The sequence below is a fragment of the Lunatimonas salinarum genome (genome assembly GCF_017811155.1).
Lineage (GTDB): Bacteria > Bacteroidota > Bacteroidia > Cytophagales > Cyclobacteriaceae > Lunatimonas > Lunatimonas salinarum.
Genome location: NZ_JACVCV010000010.1, coordinates 48,592 through 69,027 on the forward strand (window position 1 = coordinate 48,592; position 20,436 = coordinate 69,027).

At 46.3% G+C, this 20,436-nt stretch carries 18 protein-coding genes; 7 read left to right on the plus strand and 11 right to left on the minus strand.

All coding sequences use genetic code 11. From position 1 onward, the window contains the following. Nucleotides 1-55: 55 nt before the first annotated feature. From IAQ59_RS13285 to IAQ59_RS13295, 3 genes are all read left to right on the plus strand, one after another. Nucleotides 56-406, plus strand: a complete 351-nt coding sequence (locus IAQ59_RS13285; protein WP_209331314.1) for a hypothetical protein — start codon at nucleotides 56-58, stop codon at nucleotides 404-406. Nucleotides 407-1,246: 840 nt separating this feature from the next. Next, a complete protein-coding gene (locus IAQ59_RS13290; protein WP_245189590.1) occupies nucleotides 1,247-2,011 on the plus strand; it encodes a sensor histidine kinase in 765 nt (254 codons plus the stop codon). A gap of 47 nt (nucleotides 2,012-2,058) precedes the next feature. Continuing rightward, nucleotides 2,059-2,697: a response regulator transcription factor gene (locus IAQ59_RS13295; RefSeq protein ID WP_209331315.1), complete on the plus strand. Its 639-nt coding sequence runs from the start codon at nucleotides 2,059-2,061 to the stop codon at nucleotides 2,695-2,697. 99 nt (nucleotides 2,698-2,796) lie between these two features. On the opposite strand, the gene IAQ59_RS13300 is transcribed toward IAQ59_RS13295, so the two are convergent. The 4 genes from IAQ59_RS13300 to IAQ59_RS13315 are packed head-to-tail and all read right to left on the minus strand — an operon-like array spanning nucleotide 2,797 to nucleotide 5,484. Next, nucleotides 2,797-3,462: a phosphatidylserine decarboxylase family protein gene (locus tag IAQ59_RS13300; RefSeq protein ID WP_209331316.1), complete on the minus strand. Its 666-nt coding sequence runs from the start codon at nucleotides 3,460-3,462 to the stop codon at nucleotides 2,797-2,799. A gap of 58 nt (nucleotides 3,463-3,520) precedes the next feature. Beyond that, nucleotides 3,521-4,360, minus strand: coding sequence for a phosphatidate cytidylyltransferase (locus IAQ59_RS13305; protein WP_209331317.1), 840 nt, complete (start codon nucleotides 4,358-4,360; stop codon nucleotides 3,521-3,523). Beyond that, nucleotides 4,344-4,550, minus strand: coding sequence for a putative signal transducing protein (locus IAQ59_RS13310; RefSeq protein ID WP_209331318.1), 207 nt, complete (start codon nucleotides 4,548-4,550; stop codon nucleotides 4,344-4,346). Before IAQ59_RS13310 ends, IAQ59_RS13305 begins: the two co-directional genes overlap by 17 nt. After that, nucleotides 4,534-5,484: a CPBP family intramembrane glutamic endopeptidase gene (locus IAQ59_RS13315; protein WP_209331319.1), complete on the minus strand. Its 951-nt coding sequence runs from the start codon at nucleotides 5,482-5,484 to the stop codon at nucleotides 4,534-4,536. Before IAQ59_RS13315 ends, IAQ59_RS13310 begins: the two co-directional genes overlap by 17 nt. Nucleotides 5,485-5,630: 146 nt before the next feature. Between IAQ59_RS13315 and dusB the strand changes: the two genes are divergently transcribed. The 4 genes from dusB (at nucleotide 5,631) to IAQ59_RS13335 (ending at nucleotide 10,156) form a co-directional block, all read left to right on the plus strand. Continuing rightward, nucleotides 5,631-6,620, plus strand: a complete 990-nt coding sequence (gene dusB, locus IAQ59_RS13320; RefSeq protein ID WP_209331320.1) for a tRNA dihydrouridine synthase DusB — start codon at nucleotides 5,631-5,633, stop codon at nucleotides 6,618-6,620. A gap of 102 nt (nucleotides 6,621-6,722) precedes the next feature. Then, the gene (locus IAQ59_RS13325) at nucleotides 6,723-7,640 is read left to right on the plus strand and encodes a DMT family transporter (protein ID WP_209331321.1); all 918 of its coding nucleotides are present in this window, start codon (nucleotides 6,723-6,725) and stop codon (nucleotides 7,638-7,640) included. A 45-nt stretch (nucleotides 7,641-7,685) separates the two neighbouring features. Next, a complete protein-coding gene (locus tag IAQ59_RS13330) occupies nucleotides 7,686-8,609 on the plus strand; it encodes a mechanosensitive ion channel family protein (protein WP_209331322.1) in 924 nt (307 codons plus the stop codon). 77 nt (nucleotides 8,610-8,686) lie between these two features. Then, the gene (locus tag IAQ59_RS13335; protein WP_209331323.1) at nucleotides 8,687-10,156 is read left to right on the plus strand and encodes a glycine--tRNA ligase; all 1,470 of its coding nucleotides are present in this window, start codon (nucleotides 8,687-8,689) and stop codon (nucleotides 10,154-10,156) included. Between the two features lie 80 nt (nucleotides 10,157-10,236). Here the strand turns inward: IAQ59_RS13335 and IAQ59_RS13340 are convergent, their stop codons facing one another. The 7 genes from IAQ59_RS13340 to IAQ59_RS13370 form a co-directional block, all read right to left on the minus strand. After that, nucleotides 10,237-10,647 (minus strand): META domain-containing protein, encoded by a 411-nt coding sequence (locus tag IAQ59_RS13340; RefSeq protein ID WP_209331324.1) that lies wholly within the window; start codon nucleotides 10,645-10,647, stop codon nucleotides 10,237-10,239. Nucleotides 10,648-10,780: 133 nt separating this feature from the next. After that, entirely contained in the window at nucleotides 10,781-11,935 is a 1,155-nt protein-coding gene (gene alr, locus IAQ59_RS13345) for an alanine racemase (RefSeq protein ID WP_209331325.1), read from the minus strand. A gap of 8 nt (nucleotides 11,936-11,943) precedes the next feature. Then, on the minus strand, nucleotides 11,944-13,077 hold the full coding sequence (locus IAQ59_RS13350; protein ID WP_209331326.1) for an amidohydrolase: 1,134 nt from the start codon (nucleotides 13,075-13,077) through the stop codon (nucleotides 11,944-11,946). A gap of 28 nt (nucleotides 13,078-13,105) precedes the next feature. Next, complete coding sequence (locus IAQ59_RS13355) at nucleotides 13,106-13,747, minus strand: peptidoglycan DD-metalloendopeptidase family protein (RefSeq protein ID WP_245189591.1); 642 nt, start codon at nucleotides 13,745-13,747, stop codon at nucleotides 13,106-13,108. A gap of 585 nt (nucleotides 13,748-14,332) precedes the next feature. Next, the gene (locus tag IAQ59_RS13360; protein ID WP_209331328.1) at nucleotides 14,333-15,748 is read right to left on the minus strand and encodes a TolC family protein; all 1,416 of its coding nucleotides are present in this window, start codon (nucleotides 15,746-15,748) and stop codon (nucleotides 14,333-14,335) included. A gap of 31 nt (nucleotides 15,749-15,779) precedes the next feature. Next, nucleotides 15,780-18,947 carry an efflux RND transporter permease subunit gene (locus IAQ59_RS13365; RefSeq protein WP_209331329.1) on the minus strand — a complete coding sequence of 1,056 codons (3,168 nt, stop codon included), beginning with the start codon at nucleotides 18,945-18,947 and terminating at the stop codon, nucleotides 15,780-15,782. Between the two features lie 18 nt (nucleotides 18,948-18,965). Then, nucleotides 18,966-20,144 (minus strand): efflux RND transporter periplasmic adaptor subunit, encoded by a 1,179-nt coding sequence (locus IAQ59_RS13370; RefSeq protein WP_209331330.1) that lies wholly within the window; start codon nucleotides 20,142-20,144, stop codon nucleotides 18,966-18,968. Between the last annotated feature and the right edge of the window lie 292 nt (nucleotides 20,145-20,436).

A 20,436-nucleotide genomic window follows, 5' to 3' on the forward strand; every position in this document is an offset into this window, starting at 1 on the left:
TCCGAATACTTTGCCTATTTTTGAAAGACAACACAGCTACGTAAATTCAGAGGCAATGGAATTTAAAAAATTCAATAGATTAAGGGCGAATTACGAGGAGTTTATAGAAACTGCCGAAAAAGACATACATGGCGACGAAGCAATAAAGCAAACCCGATCGGTTTGGTTTGACCGGGCAACGATTGAAAAATTGCTGGCAATGACGGACTCGAAAAAGGGAGGCCTTAAGATCTACTTCGGGCAGTACGACGAGGAAACCCTGCCAGAAATTGAAGACACCGAACTCAGGAAACAGATGGGAGGAAGGCTTACGGTCATTTTGGCAGCTTCGGACGAAAACAACGACCCCCAAGAGGAAACCCAGGTAATTAATGGCGGCTGGTTTTGCCCCCCAAATTGCGGTTAATTTGAAATGATCGATATTCTGCTCAAGCCCTATAACCTATCTCTACTGATTGGGCTTTTGGCCGCAATAGGGTATAAAATCAGATATTTTCATGAAAAGGAAAGCGTACAATGGACGATTATTGGTCTACTCCTATTCGTAGTATGCTTTGAATTCTATGCTTATCATCTTTTCAGTCAGAAGAAGTCTACCCTGATCCTATACAATATTTGTATGGTATGTCTGGAAACATTGATTTTGTTTGTCTATTTCCGACAGATCAGTACCTCTATCTTGCTTAAAAGATACACGATTGTTTTTCCAATAGTCTTTTTACTTTTTGTCCTACTCAACCACTTCTTGTGGCAGTCCTTTTTGACTTCCTATCAATCCTATTCCTTTTTCGTAGCTGCCATTGGAATCTGTCTATTTTGCTGCCTTTATTTTTGGGAAATCATCCGGTATAACCGCTTTATAGATCAGCCACTTTACTCAGTCCCCCATTTTTGGAACATCGCTTTATTATTGGCCTTTTTTTCTGCGGCATTCCTCTTTTCGCTTTCGGTCACTAAAATCCAATTTTTGATTTTCGAACAGCATCGTTTTTTAGGAGATTTGTTAACAATCTTAAATCAAATTCTAGCCGGTTTATTATACTTAACACTCGGCTTTTCGTTTTGGATTCCAAAAGTCGTAGGACCTAAAAGCCAGATAAAAATTACCTAGGGCTTTTGGCCAACCACTTATATAACATCTAGGCCAAAACTTATTTTTTCGAGTGTAAGGCACTAGAATTTAATCCCTGGACCTTATCTTGCAGGTAATTACTTCCATCATCCAACAGATCTGCAACACTCTTCCATGGCCACTGATGATATCTCATTTGAATTATTCATAATGCTGGTCGCGGGCATCGTAGGACTGTTTTTGATGGCTACATTCGTCGTTTCGATGGTCTTAATCCACCGTCAGCGTCAATTAAGGAACCAACACAAAATAGAGCTTCTCAAAGCCGAATACCAAAACACGCTCCTAAATGCCGAAAAAGAGATCCGGGAAGATACCCTTCACTACGTCAGTCAAGAGTTACACGACAACATAGGCCAAATGCTCTCCCTAACCAAACTGGTACTCAGCAACCCCGATCCCTCTGCTGTGTCAGAGGGGAGGCAGCTGATCAACTCCATCATCAAAGAGGTGCGCAGTCTGTCCAAATCCATAAACAGAGACTACATCAAGGACGTCGACTTTGGAGATTTTTTGCTGGAAGAATTAGAAAAAATCGAGCGGAGTGGGTTTTGCAAAACCAAACTAACCCGACCAGAATCCCGGATTGTCATCGGTGATGCCAATAAAAAACTCATCCTAATACGGTTGGTTCAAGAATGTCTGAACAACGCCATCAAGCACGCCGAACCGAGCACGATCGAAATCGATATTTCACAGGATGCAGACAGGCTTTTACTGGAAGTAACGGATGATGGGAAGGGATTTGATAAGCAACTTTCCTACAGTGGCCTAGGCTTAAGAAACCTTCAGTCCCGCATGGAAGCAATCGAGGGCAAATTGGACTTGGATTCTTCGCCCGGCGTGGGTACCCGTATTAGCATGTCCATCGTTTTGTAACCAAACCCTGTATTTGACTTAACCACCCTATGCAATCCAAGCCCTTCATGCCTACCAAAATCGTGATGGCAGACGACCATAAGATGTTTGCTGTCGGCATTGCAAACATACTTAAGCGAGAACCCGACTTTGAGGTAGTCGCCGTTCATAACTCCGGCAGACAGGTTCTCGCTGAACTGGAACAGCAGCCTGTAGATCTACTGATCACGGATATGAACATGCCTGGAATGGATGGAATTGCATTAATCCAACAGGTGAAAAAGAATAGGCACAAGGTTAAGATTGTCGTGTTATCCATGTACGACGACGAGGAGATTTTCAAACAATGCATCAAACAGGGAGTAGATGCCTATGTCCTGAAAAATGCAGATCCTGACGAGCTCGTATATACCATACGTGAGGTAATGGAAGACCGCCACATCGCCGACTTTCAGCGGGTGCTTTACCAAGCCGAAGAAAGTCCCTATGAAGAATTGGATGCTTATAAGCTAAAGTTCAAACTCTCCCGCCGGGAAATTGAAATTTTAAGGTATTTTGCCACAGGAATGAGTAACCGGGAGGTTGCTGAAAAGCTAAATCTCAGCATACACACCATCGAAACCCACCGCAAACACATTCATTCCAAGCTAAAGGTTTCCAACACCTCTGAGCTCATCAAAAAAGCCATTGACATGGGATTGGGCTAATCTGGATAATTTAGAAAAAAACGCCAAAGGGTATCCTTGACCGATCCTTAAGGTATTTTTTTCGGTGATCTAGCGCATGCGATTTTCAAGTAAAGTCAGCTAGACATTCTTTAACCTCGCTATAGGCGTGACCCCTCCCCGGGTGATTTGATTGGGAGTGACGAGTACGTCTGCGTCCAAGGGCAAAAACACGTCAACCCGAGAGCCAAACTTGATAAATCCAAATTCATACCCTTGGGGCAAGGGATCGCCTTCTTTTACATACCACTTAATACGACGCGCCAAAGCACCTGCTATCTGCCGCACCATCAATTGAATCCCGCTTGGATGCTCAATCACCATAGAAGTACGCTCATTTTCGGTACTCGACTTCGGATGCCAGGCTACCAAGTATTTTCCGGGATGGTACTTAAAAAAACGGACGATTCCGGTGATAGGGGACCTATTTACGTGTACATTAATGGGAGACATAAAGATCGATACCTGTATTCTCCTATCCTTTAGATATTCCTCCTCCTGTGTCTGTTCTATCACCACCACTTTTCCATCGGCAGGGGCAAAAACGAGATCCGGACTATTTGGAAGGGGAATGGCCGGATTTCTGAAAAACTGTAGTACCAACAGGTAAAATACAATGCTCGTCAAAAGCAGCACGTTCAATAATGTATCCTGTTCCTCCAAAAGCTGATGCAGGCCGAAATTTAGACCTGCAAGGATGATCATCATCCAAAACAACAGGGACTTACCTTCTTTATGTATGGTCATGTCAAAATCGTAGAGTTCGTTGGTTTCGCTACAAAAATATGGGTTTTTTTACAGCATGTCAGAAAATTTTTAAAAATGCGACTATAAATGGGGTAGAAAGCAACAAGCCGTCAAACCTATCCATAAAGCCTCCGTGCCCCGGAAGTCCGCGCCCAGAATCCTTGATGTCAATGCTTCGCTTAAAAAGTGACTCAATCAAATCGCCGTAAGTGCCAGCAATGATAATAATGGCCGCTATGGAATACCATTGCCATGCGTGCAGCACAGTAAAGTATTGAGAAATAAAGTAGGTGACAGTAAGTGCCGTAGCAGCGCCTCCCAAACTTCCTTCCCAAGATTTTTTGGGCGAAACCCGCTCGAAGAGTTTGGTTTTGCCAAACTTAGTCCCCGCAAAATAGGCCCCCGAGTCGCTCGCCCATAAGATAAACAACGAACCAATGACGATTTCGTAGTGGAAGGTTTTGTCCACCGAAAACGCTGCAACCGTAAGCAGTGAAAATGGAATCGCGACATAAAAAATCCCCAAAATGGTATATGCAATCCCGGTAAAGGGTTTCTTATCGGACTTTCGGTATAGCTTGATAAAAAATATCATGGATATCAATGGAAAAACCAGAAAATAATACCGAATAGGTATCACCTTCATCTCTTCTAGAAACGTTAGGGTAAAAATCATGAGTCCGATAAACGTTCCAAAACTCTTTAACGGCAACATGCCATCTAGGCCGGAAAGCTTATAAAACTCCATTTGCGTAAACCCTAAGATTATCCCAAAAACAACAAAATATGCCCATTCGCTGTAGATCAAACTACCTATAATCAGCACCGCCCCTACGATTGCGGTAATAACCCGTTGCGCCAAATTGCTGTAATTGCTGATATTAAAACGTGATCTCATGGGTTATTATGTTTATTGCTTCCAAGACCTGATCATCGGAGGCCATGATCTCGTAACTTCCGTGGATATGATACACGGACTCCTTTTTGTTGAGGATGACAGCGGTTATACCCTTTTCGGCCAACACACCTTTGACAATTTCCGCCCTAACCGGTGAATCGGTTGCATATACCTTATGCCATTTTGCCATCGATCTCCTTTTTGGGATGCAGCTGAATAAAATACCTGGCACTGACTGCAAAAACAGCTAGCCCGATCAATACGTAATGCCAGTAGAGTTCGGTAGGCTCTTCCATGTCAAAGTCCACCATACCAAGTTTAGCCGCATAGACCATCAGTACCGTAAAGGTATTGTTAAGTATATGGGCCAAAATGGGGTAAACCAGACTTCCAGAAAACACATACAAATAACCAAATAGTGCACCTAGCATCAACCGGGGCAAGAACCCATAAAACTGCAGGTGAATTGCAGAAAAAATCGCTGCCGTAATCCAAATACCCAGGTGGACATTTCCGGTGTATCCGTGCATCTTCGCCTGCAAAATGCCTCTGAAAAGGTACTCTTCTCCGATTCCGGCCATGATGCCGATAACAAAAATACCCATCAAAAGCTCGTTTACATTTGCAAAATCAGTAATAAAAAGCGTCAGTTGCATCAGTTCATCCTCCTTGGCCCGAAGCATACGCTCGAGCTCTGCCATTGCATCTGGAAACTGCATGTGACCATTTAGGTATACGAAAAGCGAGTTAAACGAAATAAATCCCCCAATTAATGAAATTAACAAAATGAGCCCTCCCGGCCGCAGGTTCGCAAACTGCTTGGGCAAGTTGAGCGATTTCTTATCTATGAACTTCAGAAATATCCAACCGCCCAACAGGAATCCTCCCCCACCGCCAAGCGCCTGAATAAATAACAGCGACATGCGGGCATTTTCATGCTGTGAATTTCCCGCGGCCACAGAAAGGATTTCCTCGAATGGCATATCAAATAATACGGGTATCAGCGCTACCGCAATTCCTTGCGTCACCAGCAAAGCGCCAAACACCACCAGAAACAGCAAAACAAGTGACAACAGCCAAGGATGGATTACCGGCCTTCCTTGTTGGTTTTCATAGATCTCCATATTCGGAGTAAATTTACATCAAATAGGCTTCACCGCAAGAAAAGAGGGCAATAACCCGTCATTTAAATCCACCGGCGGAGAATTAGTTTCTGGTAAAACCTTGATTTCAAGTCAAAATGCCCGAACTTTGCAAAAAAAATTGAAAAGTGGTAAAAATCGGCAACATCGCACTAGGGGAATTTCCGCTTTTGCTGGCCCCCATGGAAGATGTCAGTGACCCTCCTTTTCGTGCTGTCTGCAAGGAAAACGGAGCGGATCTGATGTTTACGGAGTTTATCAGTTCGGAAGGACTGATCCGCGACGCCGCCAAAAGCGTGCAAAAACTCGATATATTCGACTACGAACGGCCTATCGGCATACAGATTTTTGGCAATGAGATATCCTCTATGCGGGAAGCAGCCGCAATCGCTGCCGCAGCCAAACCCGATATCTTAGACATCAACTATGGTTGCCCGGTAAACAAGGTCGCTTGCAAAGGTGCCGGTGCAGGGATCCTGCTGGACATAGACAAAATGGTCTCGATGACGGCAGAGATCGTAAAAGCCGTCGATATCCCCGTCACGGTAAAAACCCGCCTCGGCTGGGATGACAACACCATACGCATCCAGGAAGTAGTAGAGCGCCTTCAAGATGTAGGGATCCAAGCGATCAGTATACACGCTCGTACCCGCAAGCAAATGTACAAGGGCACCGCACGCTGGGAATACTTGGCGGAGGTAAAGAACAACCCCAGAATCACCATTCCGGTATTCGGGAATGGCGATGTGGATTCCCCGCAAAAGGCATTGGAATACCGCCAAAAGTATGGCGTGGACGGCATCATGATCGGCAGAGCCAGCATTGGATATCCTTGGATATTCAATGAAATCAAACACTTCTTCGCCACTGGTGAACTTCTACCGGCACCCGATCTGGATGAACGCATCCGGATCACCAAAAAACATTTGGATTTTAGCGTGGAATGGAAAGGGGAAAAATTAGGGCTTTTGGAAATGCGCCGTCATTATACCAATTATTTTCGGGGCATGCCCAATTTCAAGCCTTACCGCACGGAACTAGTGACCTCTGAAGATTATCCGCACATTTTGGAACTGCTGGACAAAGTGGGTGAGGCATACGCCAATTACGAATTCTAAGGATCCATTCCTGGTTTTTATTGGCCGGCAGGCACGCATAACAACCATCGACCGAAGCAAAAATCCCATTGGGAATTGACATATCAAACCACTAACCTCTCTATGACGCCAACTGACCCGAATAAACATGTCCTAAAAAGTTGGCTGCTTTTGATTCTCCTTTCACTGATATGGGGTAGTTCCTTCATCCTTATCAAAAAATCGCTCGTGGTTTTTTCTCCGGGGGAGGTGGGGGCATTCCGGATCGTCGCCGCGGGGCTCGTCTTGCTTCCCCTCGCCATGCCACCACTCAAAACATTGAATAGTAGGCAGATAAAATACTTGGTCATCATCGGGCTAGTGGGGAGTTTTATCCCTTCCTTTCTTTTTGCAAAAGCCCAAACGCAGTTACCCAGTTCACTCACCGGCGTAATGAATGCGCTCACTCCGCTCATGGTAGTCTTGATCGGTGCATGGTTATTTGGATCGTACATTACCCGACGAAATGCACTTGGCCTGCTACTCGCCTTGCTCGGAGTGGCTATACTGGTCCTGTACCGGGCAGACACAGGCTGGGATGTATTTTCAGGGATCAACTTCTATGCGTTTTTTGTGCTTGCCGCCACCCTGTGCTACGGGTTTAATGTAAACATCATAAAATACAAACTCGCTGAGCTCAAACCACTAGCCATCACTGCGGTATCCTTGATGATGGTGTTACCCTTGGCATCAATCTATTTGTTCGCCTACACGCAATTTTCCTTCAAGTTGGTTCACGTACCGGGTGCTTGGCAGCCCGCACTTTACATAGCCACACTTGGGATCATAGGCACAGCCATCGCATTGATCATTTTCAACACCATGGTGAAATTGGTGTCTCCCGTATTTGCCAGTACCGTTACCTACCTGATTCCTGTGGTGGCCATTGGATGGGGCGTTTGGGATGGCGAAGCGCTGCTTCCTTGGCATTTTGTGGGTATTGCGGCTGTAATTTTGGGGGTTTGGACAGGAAACCGCAGGCCAAAAGCAGCAAACAGCTGATGGATGTTAGCTTGAAATTGGATTAATGATTAATTTTAGCCGATTATGTTTGAAAACCTTTTGAGTATAGACAAAGAAATCCTGAACCGTCTGATACAGACTGTTTTGGTGATCGTTGTTATGCTACTTATCAACAAGCTGTCGGTGAAATTCATATACCGGGGCGACTCCGATCAAATGCGGAAGCAGTACCACTGGAGGAAAGTGGTGGAATACACCACCTCCATCATTGGCCTGCTGATCATCGGTAACCTTTGGGTCAGCAACTTCCAATCCATCACTACTTTTTTGGGATTATTGTCAGCGGGCATAGCTATTGCGTTAAAGGACATCTTTGTAAACATCGCCGGGTGGGCATTTATCTACCTTCGTAAACCCTTTGATGTGGGAGACCGGATCGAGATAGGAGGCATTAGAGGGGACGTGATCGATTTACGGCTTTTTCAGTTTAGCCTGCTGGAAATCGGCAACTGGGTGGATGCCGATCAAAGTACCGGACGAGTGATGCACATCCCAAATGGAAAGGTATTTACCGATCCCCAAGCCAACTACTCCATAGGTTTTAATTACATATGGAATGAACAATCCATCTACATCACGCTGAGAAGTGATTTTAAAAAGGCCAAAACGATCCTGCTGGACATTTTGAACGAACATCTAAAAGACGAGCTTATGCTCGCCGAAAAGGAATTCAAACGGGCCAAACACGAGTGCCTAATCGTGTATAAGCAATTTACCCCAATGATATTCACCAATATCACCGAGCGGGGCATACAGCTCTCCATGCGGTACCTTTGCAATCCAAAAAAGCGAAGGATGCTCACCCATTCGATTACAGAGTCGATCTTGGAGCGCTTGGGTCCGGAAGACCATATCCGGATTGCCTATCCTACCTCTACGGTTTTGTTACACCAGGATCAGGTTCATCCTGCTACCCACCCCAGTGCTGAAAAGGGGCCTACTCGTTAGGTTGCAGGATCAAACCCACGGCTTGCATAAAAAACGAAACCCTTGTACAATGTCACTTTTTGACTAATTTTGCGGCTATGGCAAAAAAAGATCAGTCGCAAGAAAACAATTTGTTGAAAGATATCATCGCCCATGCAAAGGAGTATGGGTTTGTTTACCCTTCATCTGAAATCTACGATGGCTTGCAGGCCGTGTACGACTATGGTCCCTACGGCGTAGAGCTGAAGAACAACCTCAAGAGGGTATGGTGGGAATCCATGACCCGACTGCACGAAAATATCGTAGGGCTAGACGCCGCCATCTTCATGCATCCGACTACTTGGAAAGCCTCCGGCCACGTGGATAGCTTCAATGACCCCATGGTAGACAACAAAGACAGCAAAAAGCGCTACCGTGCGGACGTGTTGATAGAAGAAAAAGCCGCCCAGTACGAAAACGCCGGAGATATTGACAGAGCCAAATCACTCCTTTCGGCCATGGGAAAACTCATGGAAGCAGAGGACTTCGCCGCGCTACGGGAGTTACTCATCAATGAGGAAATCAGCTGCCCAATCAGCGGCACCACAAACTGGACGGAAATCCGGCAGTTCAACCTGATGTTTTCTACTCAGGTAGGTTCGGTAGCAGACGAGTCCAGTACCATCTACCTACGCCCCGAAACCGCACAAGGGATATTTGTAAACTTCCTAAACGTGCAAAAAACCGCCCGGATGAAGATCCCCTTTGGAATAGCCCAAATCGGTAAAGCATTCCGCAATGAGATCGTAGCTCGGCAGTTTATCTTCCGCATGCGGGAATTTGAACAGATGGAAATGCAGTACTTTGTACGTCCCGGTTCCGAACTGGAATGGTACAAGGCTTGGGCATCCATCCGTATGAAATGGCACGAAGCACTGGGCATACCCGTAGAGAAGCTACGCCGACACGACCACGAAAAACTCGCCCACTACGCCAATGCAGCATTGGATATTGAATACGAGTTTCCGTTTGGCTATAAGGAAGTGGAGGGCATCCATTCACGGACAGATTTTGATCTAAAAAGTCATCAGGAATACTCCAGGAAGAAACAACAATACTTCGATCCGGAAATCAATCAAAATTACATCCCCTATGTGATTGAAACATCCATAGGGGCCGATAGGCTGTTTTTGATGACGCTCTGCAACGCCTATGTGGAAGAAGAGGTGGAAGGAAAGCAGCGGACGTATCTGAAGTTTCATCCCGCCTTAGCACCTGTCAAAGCCGCCATTCTACCGCTTACCAAAAAGGACGGACTGCCTGAAAAGGCCCGGGAAATCGTAGAAGAATTGAAATATGATTTCAATATCATCTACGAAGATGCCGCTTCTATTGGCAAACGCTATACGCGACAGGACCTCATCGGAACACCATTCTGCATCGCCGTGGATCACCAAACACTCGAAGACAATACGGTCACGATCCGCCACCGAGATACCACTGAACAGGAGCGGTTACCGATATCCGAGCTTCATCACAAGCTTGGTGAAGCATGCAGCTTCCGAAACATAGTTAAACATCTGGCCTAGAAATACAGCCACGCCCCGAGGACCTATATAAAAGTCCTCGGGGCGTGGCTTTTTCCAATAGCGGACGCAATCACTAGCTGCTATTGTAGTTTTTCCATTTCTACCAAGATATTGCCGGATTCATCCTGAATAATTAGCTTGTTTGCGTTATACATGTATTGTGCACTATTCTCCAGATTTTTTAAATACACCCGTTCGAGCGCTGCGTCCTCGCAGGAACGATTTTCGGTGTACAGGGTAGAAAATTTTATCTGCTGTTGATTGTAGACCGCTCCTCCCCGGAATTGCCCACAACCGGTGAATCCACCCACTGCCTGATCTTCCTTAAATTCCAGCGTCAGGCTTTCCAGCTTTGCTTTGGAGGCACCCGTCCCAGCCAATTGCGTAACCCGCCAATCGTGGTCCGAAAGCTCAATAGGCTCAGACCCGCAAGATTGCATCAATATAAGACTCAAACAGGTAAGTGTGATGATCGAAAGGAAGCGTTTCATGGTAAGTAAGATGTTTTGGTTAAAAAAAGAGCCGGGGCTTGCCATAAGCCCTCCTACTCAACTATGTACTACATACCAAACAAATACCGTTCTAAAGTGCCTCCTTTGAAAAAAAATCAGGGAAGACATCCCCCTATGACCTAAACCGCCTCGGAATATCCTGGGGAAGGCGGGTTAGCAACTCATAGTTAACCTGCTGTGTTGACTCTCCAAAGGAAGCGACGGTGATCTCGTTTCGCTTTTGACGCCCGATGATCACCACCTCATCTCCTTTTTGCGGATTGTCCAGGTCGGTGATGTCCACCGAGATGGCATTCATGGTGACCGTTCCCACAACCGACAAAATCTTCCCATGAATCAACACTTTACCTAGGTTGCTGAGGTTTCGGCTAAATCCATGGCAATACCCCACAGGTACTAGGGCGATGATCATGTCACGGGAAGCCATGTAGCTATTTCCATACCCGATAAAATCCCCCATCTTCACTTTTTTAACACTCATGATCTGACTTTTCCAACTTATGAGCCTCTTCAACGGGTTCTTCATATTATCCGCCAGGTGCTTGAACTTAAACATATAGGTCTCCTGACTTGGCCAAAAACCGTACTGTGCAATCCCGATACGAACCATATCCATGATGGTTTCTGGATAACTGAGCGAAGCCGCCGAACAAGCAGTGTGATAAGTTTTAAAACGAATCCCATGAGAAAGAAACCAGGCTTTGTATTCAGCATATTTTTTGATCTGATCCTTAACCCGTACATAATTTGCAACACTCTCAGCGCCCGCATAGTGGGTACAGAGTCCCCTAAAGTCTAAATACGCCTCGTTTTCTTTTAACACCCTCAACAAAGCATCACGTTCCTGCCACTCAAAACCAGTGCGGTGAAAGCCGGTCTCCACCTCTACATGAATCCGTGCCTCCTTCCCCTGCTTTCGAGCTATGCGTACAGCCTGATAAAGCCGTTCAAATTCAAACACATAGAAACCAATTCCTTTTTCAATGACCCAAGGAAGCACGTCGTCAGACACCATTCCCATGATCATAATTTGACTGTTTCTTTGGGACGCCTCATACACCCGCTTGGCCTCGTCTGCGCTGAAGGTGCTGAAGTGCCGAATACCGTTACTTTCTGCCAGGTAGACGATATTTTCAATGCCGTGCCCGTAAGCGTTTCCTTTTACCACCGAAGATATCATTACCTGATCACCTAGCTGACTGCGTATAAACTTCAAATTTTGCCGATAGGCAGATTTACTGATTTCAATATAGGATGTGTGAAGCATGTGTTGATCTATGAATGTATCCGTTGAATGACCTCCCAAAACAACCCGGTAGCGGTTGGGATAAGCTCGTCAGGAAAATCGTAGGAGCTCTCGTGTAGTTGAGGCTGCTTAATCCCCGCACCAATGCCAAAAAGAAACGTCGGACAGTATGCAGAAAAACGCCCAAAATCCTCCGACCAGCGAAAGGGCAACCGAATATGCTTGGTTTTCAATTTTAGCTTTTTTACGGATTCGTTGACATGCTCCCAGGCCTTTGCGTCATTTTCCACCGCGTCAAAGGACTCTGAATAGGAAAATGAAGCTTCCAGCTTGTAAGATTTGGCGATATCTGCAACAAGTCGCTCTGCGTAGATCGTCAAACGATCCATTATACCATTGTCAAACGTGCGAAGAGTCGCCATTAGCGTAGCTGATCCCGGGCTTATTCCAAAGGAACGCTCACCCATACTGACGTGAACGACGGTAACAAGCGAGAAATCTCCCATGCTCTCAGATAGGCGTTCCAATCCGACCATGAGCTTGGCCAGCGCCTCGGTAGGTGGAGTGCCATCCTCGGGGTGTGCTGCATGGCTGGTTTCTCCGTTTAACCGCACAGTCATTCCTTTAGAGGCGGCCGTGAAGGTTCCCTTCTTCAACACAATCTCGTGCAGCGCATATCCAGGCAAATTATGCAGGGCAAAAGCCATATCCGGCCTTAGCTCCTTAAATCCCGGGGATTTCAGTACCCGATCGGCTCCTTCTCCCGTTTCCTCTGCTGGTTGAAAAAGCAGGACCACTCGTCCCCTTCTAGGCCTAACTTGTGACAGTTCTGTGCCCAGCCCGGCTAAGATCGCCATGTGCCCATCATGGCCACAACTGTGGGAGCGACCCTGCTGAGTACTGGCATAAGGTCTTTCACCGGTTTCAAAAATAGGCAAGGCATCCAATTCGGCCCTAAAGAGTGTAGTTGGCCCGTCGTTCCTTCCGCCAAAAACGACGGCCAGTCCATGACCTCCTAGACCTTGGATGATGCGATCCGGTAGATGCGTAGCGAAAAATTCCACCAGCCGTTCAGCAGTACCCGCCTCCTGATGGGATAACTCCGGATACCTGTGCAATTCACGTCGAAGCGAAGTAACTGACTGTATGGTTTGTCTATTCATGGTCATTCAACTTTATAATCATCCGGCACTACCCGGAAAGAACCTGAGGGCTGATCCAAGGAATGGGGTTAGGACAGTTCTCCTGATAATAGGGAAGGTCTTCTTCCCTACATACACCCGGATAATCGCCCCAATTTCCATCCAAGCGCTTGATCAGCTGAAAATGAAGGTGCGGTGGCCAATTTCCGTTTTCTGCCGGAATACCCAGATGTCCCACACAATCACCCGGACGAAAGCGTTGGCCTACACGGATCGAGGCCAAGTCCCCCCGGCAGAGATGCCCATAAAGACTATACAGCTTTTCATCCTGCAATTGGTGTTCCAAAATCAGGGTAGGGCCGTAATTCCCAAAACCTTGATTATCCTGAAAACTGTGCACCGAACCCGCAAGTGGACAATAAACCGGACGACCGGCCTTTGTCCAGATATCTACCCCCAAGTGGATGTTGCGGTATTCATTTTGCTGGGAGGCAAACACCTCACTTCTGGTATAAATGACCCGATTTTCCAAATAACCTCCCCAAGCAAGATTCCGTCCCTCTCTTTCCATCAAACCCTGTAGGTAGTGCTCAAAATGATCACAGGCTACATAATCCAATTCGGAAAGACTCGAATTGTCTTTGCTCAAATCGATTACGAAGGCATTGGACGAGTCCAAATAATCTCCCATTAGCGGAAATTTTGCAGGCGGCAAGTGCATAAAAGCGGGCATTTAAACTGCCAAGTTAGAAAAAATACCCATTGCCGGGACATAATTAGCAGATTTTCAAAAGTCGGGAATATTATCGATCAGAAATATCGATTAATCAACAAAAAGGATATAAAATTACCATATCTATATTTTTTAATTATTTTTGTTAATTAATTTGCAATACTTATAAACCCGCATTACCTTTGAAACATCAAACAACAACAAAAAGTGTTGGAGATGTTTGTTGACAATGTAGGGTGATGAAACTGGCAGACATGCCCTCCGGTCTCGGGGGTGGGGAGCTAAGGACAAAGCAAACATGGAGCTCGTGTTTTGCCTAACTGCCCCGTGGAGGTTCGACTCCTTCTCCTACAGCAGGTTATTTTGGGTTTATTGTTAATTGACTAAAGCTATGAGACGTTGTTTCATAGCTTTTTTTATGTATGAGCCCATAATTAGTAGTATAATAGATGTCAAAAACCACATCAATCATCCTGATAAACCCCTTTTAAGATACGCTGGACTTGATCAGAAAACGGAGAAATATACGCCTTGACAAGATACCTATTCCCAGCCTCCACCCAGCGCACGGTACAAATCCACCACGGTAAAAAACATTTGCCTCCGCGTATTAGTCATACCCAGTTCCGCCTCTAGCACGCGGGATTGGGCAGTAATTACCTCCAAATAGGTAGCATATCCTCCGCGATAGAGTTCGTTTGCGGTAGATACCGCATTTAGCAAAACTGCTGTTTCTTCGTCTCGTAGACTGTACACGTTCCGTAGGTTTTCGATTCGTTGCAGCTTGTTCATCACTTCCCTGTACCCATTCAAAATCGCTTCTTGATAGGCAAAAACAGCTATTCGGCTACCTGCACTCGCTTCCTGATACCCAGCGCGGATACGGTTTTGGGCAAATAATGGCTGCGTAATGCCCCCCAGCAGTCCAACGGATATTGCTCCGGGAAATTGAAAGGCTGCGGGAATACTACGGTCATTTAAACCAATGTAAGGTGTCAATGAAAAGGAGGGCAAAAACGCCTTCCTTGCCGCTTCCACGTTGTATTCAGCGGCGCGTAGCTCGTGCTCGGCAATCTGAATATCGGGTCTACGTAACAGCATATCAGAAGGTACCCCTACCTCAGCGACAAAGGGAAGCTTGATCTGCATCAATGATTCAGCCCGTGGGATTTCAGTAGGAAATCGGCCAAGCAGGTAATTGAGGTGGTTTTCCGTTTCCACTATTTCTTGCTGCTTCTCGTACAATAAACTACGGGTAGACAGCAGTTGGGCGGCAAATTGCTGTACCGCCAATTCAGTAGCCCTTCCGGCCGCCTTTTGAATACGTATCAGTTCCAAGGCCATTTCCTGAAACTCAATGTTGCGGCTGATAGTAGCCAGCTCAATATCCATCCCTAATAGGTCGTAATATAGCGTGGCTATGTCAGCGACAAGATTTGTTACGACCAATTGCTTTCCCTTTTCCGTCGCTAACACCTGTTGAAAAGCCGCCTCCTTTTGGTCCCTTAGCTTACCCCACAAATCGATCTCCCATGTGCTTTGAAAACCCACAAAATTATTCTCCACCCGGTTGATAACATTCCGATCGCCGTTTACGGTACCATTCAGTAAATTCGGCCTGATATCTCCCGAGCGGTAACGAACGATCGCATCCATCGTAGGATACCGCAAGCCATTTCTCACTCGAAAACGGGCATTGGCAATATCTATCCGCTCCAACGCCGCTAGGAGATCCAGATTGTTTTCCAAGCCATATTCAATCAGTTCAATGAGGTTTGGATCATTAAAAAACTCCCGCCATGAAATATCCGCCAGGCTACTGCTATCGGACTGCTGAAGAAATACCGCAGGAATCGGATCCATGGACGGTAGCGTGTGAGGCTCGATGGTTTTGCACGCAGCGGCTATCAATAGCCCCACAAAAAAAAGGAACAGGTATCGAAATTTCTCTTTCAACATAAATATGCTATTTGATCGTATCATTGGAACCCTATGCCGTTAGTTCCTCTTTCCACTCCATCTCTTTTTTTGAATCAGCTGCCTTAGACTTCACAAATAGCTGGGCAAAAATGACATACAGCCCGGGGATGATGATAAGGCCAAAGATGGTTCCAATCAGCATGCCCCCTGCGGCAGCCGTACCAATCGAACGGTTGCCTAATGCACCGGCACCGGTGGCGACGGCCAAGGGAATCAGACCGGCGATAAACGCGAAAGAAGTCATCAGGATAGGACGAAGACGGGTAACAGCCCCCTCCACGGCAGCATCTATGACCGAATGTCCTGCACCGCGCTTCTGAATGGCAAACTCTACAATCAAGATGGCATTTTTGCCAAGCAAGCCAATAAGCATGATCAGCGCTACCTGGGCATATATGTTGTTTTGTAACCCGACCAAATAAAGTATGAAAAAGGCACCAAACACTCCTGTGGGCAAGGAAAGAATAACGGGAAGGGGTAGCAGGAAACTTTCGTACTGCGCAGCCAAAAGCAAATATACAAAGAGAAGGCAAATGATAAAGATGACAATAGCTTGATTTCCCGACTGAACCTCCTCCCGCGACATCCCGTACCAATCAAAGTTATAGCCCTGAGGTAAAACCTCATTTGCCACACGTTCGATCGCGGCAATTGCATCTCCGCTGCTATAACCAGGCGCAGGACTTCCTTTTACCGTGGCCGAATTATACATATTGTGCCGGGTGAGCTGCTCTGGCCCATAGGCCTTTTCCATGGTCAGAAAGCTGGAGATCGGTACCATCTCGCCGAGATTGTTTTTGACATGTAAATTCATCACATCTTCCGGCTTAGACCGGTACTCAGGAGCGGCCTGCACCATGACATCATACATCTGCTCAAAGCGTACAAAATCTGTGACAAACATACCTCCCAGCAGTATTTGCAGCGTACCCATGGCTTTTTGGATCGTGACTCCCTTTTTGGCTGCCATATCTTGATCGATATGCACCATAAACTGGGGAAAATTTGGATCAAAGTCCGAAAAAGCATTATTGATTTCTGGAGCTGCTTCTAAGGCAGCAATGAGTTCGTCGGTGACCGCACCCAATTTCTCCAAGTTACCGGTACCGGTCTGATCCAGTACCCGCAGCTGAAAACCACTGGAATTTCCAAATCCGGAAACCGTCGGAGGGAGGAAGAAATCAATCTTGGCGTCGGAAATCGTTTTGGTTCGCTCCCTTAGTTCATTCATGGTTTCCTGAATGGTACCCTCCCGCTCGTTCCAGGACTTTAGGTTTATCATCGCCATGCCAAACGATGCGCCGGACAAGCCATTGGACAAGGAGTACCCTGCCAAACTAGAAACCGACTGTACGGCATCCACCTCCTCGATCATCCGCTGCATCTCATCCAGCACACGCTCGGTCCGTTCCACGGTCGCACCTACAGGGGTAGTTACATTTACGTAGATCATGCTCTGATCTTCAGTGGGTATAAAACCAGTAGGGAGTATTTTGCTAACCCCGTAGGTTCCCACAAAGAAAAAAAGGAGCATCAAGGTAGTCAGTCCCTTTTTGGGTGCCAAGTAGGCCACATAACCAAAGTACTTCTTCTCAAAATATCCGTACACCCGGTTAAACCAATCAAAGAAGCGCTGCAACAGTCCCGTAGACTTGACGTGATTTTCTCCATAGTGGTTTTTAAGCATGATGGCACACAGTGCCGGCGTGAGGGTGACCGCATTGATCCCTGAAATCACAATGGCGATGGCAAGTGTAATTGAAAATTGCCGGTAGAAAATCCCGACAGGGCCTGACATAAAAGCCACAGGGATGAATACCGCGGACATCACCATGGTGATCGCAATGATGGCTCCTGAAATTTCCTTCATCGCTGCAAATGTCGCAGGCATGGGGCCCAATCCGGTTTGCTGCATCTTGGCATGCACCGCCTCTACGACTACGATGGCGTTATCGACAACTATACCGATTGCCAAAACGAGGGCAAACAGGGTGAGGAGGTTAATGGAAAAACCCATCATCTGTATAAAAAACAGCGTCCCGACGAGTGCAACGGGAACCGCCAGCGTGGGAATGAGCGTGGATCGAAAATCCTGCAAAAAGATGAATACCACAATAAAAACCAAAATAAATGCCTCCACCAAGGTCTTGAGGACTTCCTGCATGGAAGCATCCAAAAACCGGGATACATCGTATGAAATTTTATAATCCATTCCAGTAGGAAAGGTGTCGTCCTTAATTTCGGCGATCCGCTTTTTTACATTTGCGATAACTTCTGAGGCATTGGATCCCGGGCGCTGAATAATCATGATGGAAGCCGCGGGGCGGCCGTCAGTTTTGGAAATTCTCCCATAGTTGAGAGAGCCGAATTCTACCTCAGCTACATCGCTGAGCCGCAAAATAGACCCATCCGGGTTGGCTCTGATAACCAGGTTTTCGTATTGCTTCGGCTCAAAGAACTTACCGGTATAACGGAGCACGTATTGAAGCATTTGGGACTCTTTACCCGAACTGATGCCAATCTGACCGGGTGCCGCTTCGATATTTTGTGCTCTTATGGCATCCACCACCTCGTCGGTAGCAACGCGGTAGGCAGTCATCCGGTCCGGCTTTAACCAAATTCGCATCGAGTAATCCTTCGTACTCATGATTTCTGCTAGACCCACTCCGTCTACCCTACGAAGTTCCTGGAGCACATTCAGATCGGTGAAATTATATATAAAGCCCTCATCCAGCGAAGTATCCTCACTAAACACATTCAAGTACATCAGCAGTCCTTCCACCTGCTTTTCTACCGTTACTCCGGCCTTTACTACCTCTTCGGGCAACTCATTTACCACCGTGGAAATCCGGTTTTGGATTTCTACCGCAGCCAAATCGGGATTCGTACCTGCTTCAAAATACACTTTGATGATACTGGTACCCCGATTGCTAGAAACGGAAGTCATGTAGGTCATACCGGGCACCCCATTAATCACCTTTTCCAGCGGAGTAGCAACGGTCTTTGCACATACCTCTGCATTGGCACCTCTGTACTTTGCACGAATCGCAATAGATGGAGGAGCAATATCAGGAAATAGTTCTACCGGAAGACTAAAAAGAGAAAGCATACCCAGTAGTACAAAAAACAGGGAAATTACGATCGAGAGTACCGGCCTTTTTATGAAAATATCAAACATGGCAATATATTCTTCTGATTATGGCATATATGGATTGACCATGGAAATCCCTTCATCCAAAAGGTTACGCTCGCCATGATCTATTGCCAGCGCTTTGGGTATAATCGACATCCCATCTTTGAGACTTTGGACACCCTCGTAAACCAAACGCTCTCCTGGCTGCAATCCAGACTCCACAATGTAATAATGTGAAAAACGTGCCTTGGGAACGAAGCTGCGCATTTCCACCTGATTGTCTTCTCCTACTACGTAAACAAAACTACGGTCTTGAATTTCGAAAACCGCCTTTTGGGGAATGATAATCGCATTTCGGACGGAATTGGAAAGGATAATCTTGCCAGTTGCACGATGCTTGAGTATGTAATCGGGATTTGGAAACCTTGCCCGAAACGCAATAGATCCGGTATTTACATTAAATTCCCCTTCCATCGTTTCAATCAACCCATCGTACGGGTAGTTAGACCCATCCGCCAAAATCAACTTCACCATATTATGCTTGAGCCTTTCTTCCGCGTTGGATTTGATGTATTCCAAGTACTCCCGCTCCGATACATTGAAGTAGACGTTTACGGCACTCACATCCGACACCGTTGTCAACAAGGTCCCTGGATCAATCAAGCTCCCGGTGCGCTGCGGCAGCCGGTCGATTATCCCATCAAACGGTGCCCGGATTTCTGTGTAGGACACCTGTACTGCTGCATTCTGTTCAGCTGACTTAGCTTCTTCTATCTTTGCGAGAACCGCCTCATACTTGGCCTTGGTCATATCAAGCTCCGACTCAGAGATAACGTTCTTGTCTACCATCACTTTTAGCCGTTCGATCTCAAATTCCATGACCTTCGCTTCTGCCAAAGCACTTTGAAGGTTGGCTTTTGCCTTTGCGAGCTCCGCCATAAATTCATGATCGTTGGTTTTAAATAGAAGCTGCCCTTTTTTCACCTCCTTGCCCTCATCGACATAGATTTTTTCTAGAAATCCAGGCACACGGGCCCTCAGCTCCACATGCTCCACTGCCATCACATCGGCCACAAACTGTCGGTGAAGCACGGTATCTTTTGCCACTACTTCGATTACCGGAACCTCACGCAGCACTTGACCCTGTTTTTGCTTTTGTCCCGAAGGATCACTGCAGGAAACACCGACTTGGAGGCAAACCAAATACAAACACCATCTTGTATATATTCTTCTTGTAACCATACCGTTTATCATTCAATCCCAAAAACAAGTAAAACTCCTTGCAGCATTCCAGCTGCTTTTACCTTATTTTGGCGCATACATCGCTTCGCATGTCGCTAGTTAAGAATGCCTAAATTTATTTAACTAAATGAAACAAGCGGAACGTAATTTTATAAACGGCTCATTTGTGACTATGCACATCTTACTTGGAAAGGCAAAAGGTCGTTGAATAAAAAACCAAAAACACCAAATAAACCCAATAACCGGCTGCACAAATCGGTCGAATCTATCCCGTCTAAACTATTAACATTTG

Excerpts from the sequence above, each read along its gene's own strand:
- IAQ59_RS13285 (WP_209331314.1), top strand. The coding sequence starts at position 56 with ATGGAATTTAAAAAATTCAATAGATTAAGGGCGAATTACGAGGAGTTT.
- IAQ59_RS13290 (WP_245189590.1), top strand. The coding sequence starts at position 1,247 with ATGGCCACTGATGATATCTCATTTGAATTATTCATAATGCTGGTCGCG.
- IAQ59_RS13295 (WP_209331315.1), top strand. The coding sequence starts at position 2,059 with ATGCCTACCAAAATCGTGATGGCAGACGACCATAAGATGTTTGCTGTC.
- IAQ59_RS13300 (WP_209331316.1), bottom strand. The coding sequence starts at position 3,462 with ATGACCATACATAAAGAAGGTAAGTCCCTGTTGTTTTGGATGATGATC.
- IAQ59_RS13305 (WP_209331317.1), bottom strand. The coding sequence starts at position 4,360 with ATGAGATCACGTTTTAATATCAGCAATTACAGCAATTTGGCGCAACGG.
- IAQ59_RS13310 (WP_209331318.1), bottom strand. The coding sequence starts at position 4,550 with ATGGCAAAATGGCATAAGGTATATGCAACCGATTCACCGGTTAGGGCG.
- IAQ59_RS13315 (WP_209331319.1), bottom strand. The coding sequence starts at position 5,484 with ATGGAGATCTATGAAAACCAACAAGGAAGGCCGGTAATCCATCCTTGG.
- IAQ59_RS13325 (WP_209331321.1), top strand. The coding sequence starts at position 6,723 with ATGACGCCAACTGACCCGAATAAACATGTCCTAAAAAGTTGGCTGCTT.
- IAQ59_RS13330 (WP_209331322.1), top strand. The coding sequence starts at position 7,686 with ATGTTTGAAAACCTTTTGAGTATAGACAAAGAAATCCTGAACCGTCTG.
- IAQ59_RS13335 (WP_209331323.1), top strand. The coding sequence starts at position 8,687 with ATGGCAAAAAAAGATCAGTCGCAAGAAAACAATTTGTTGAAAGATATC.
- IAQ59_RS13340 (WP_209331324.1), bottom strand. The coding sequence starts at position 10,647 with ATGAAACGCTTCCTTTCGATCATCACACTTACCTGTTTGAGTCTTATA.
- alr (WP_209331325.1), bottom strand. The coding sequence starts at position 11,935 with ATGCTTCACACATCCTATATTGAAATCAGTAAATCTGCCTATCGGCAA.
- IAQ59_RS13350 (WP_209331326.1), bottom strand. The coding sequence starts at position 13,077 with ATGAATAGACAAACCATACAGTCAGTTACTTCGCTTCGACGTGAATTG.
- IAQ59_RS13355 (WP_245189591.1), bottom strand. The coding sequence starts at position 13,747 with ATGGGAGATTATTTGGACTCGTCCAATGCCTTCGTAATCGATTTGAGC.
- IAQ59_RS13360 (WP_209331328.1), bottom strand. The coding sequence starts at position 15,748 with ATGTTGAAAGAGAAATTTCGATACCTGTTCCTTTTTTTTGTGGGGCTA.
- IAQ59_RS13365 (WP_209331329.1), bottom strand. The coding sequence starts at position 18,947 with ATGTTTGATATTTTCATAAAAAGGCCGGTACTCTCGATCGTAATTTCC.
- IAQ59_RS13370 (WP_209331330.1), bottom strand. The coding sequence starts at position 20,144 with ATGGTTACAAGAAGAATATATACAAGATGGTGTTTGTATTTGGTTTGC.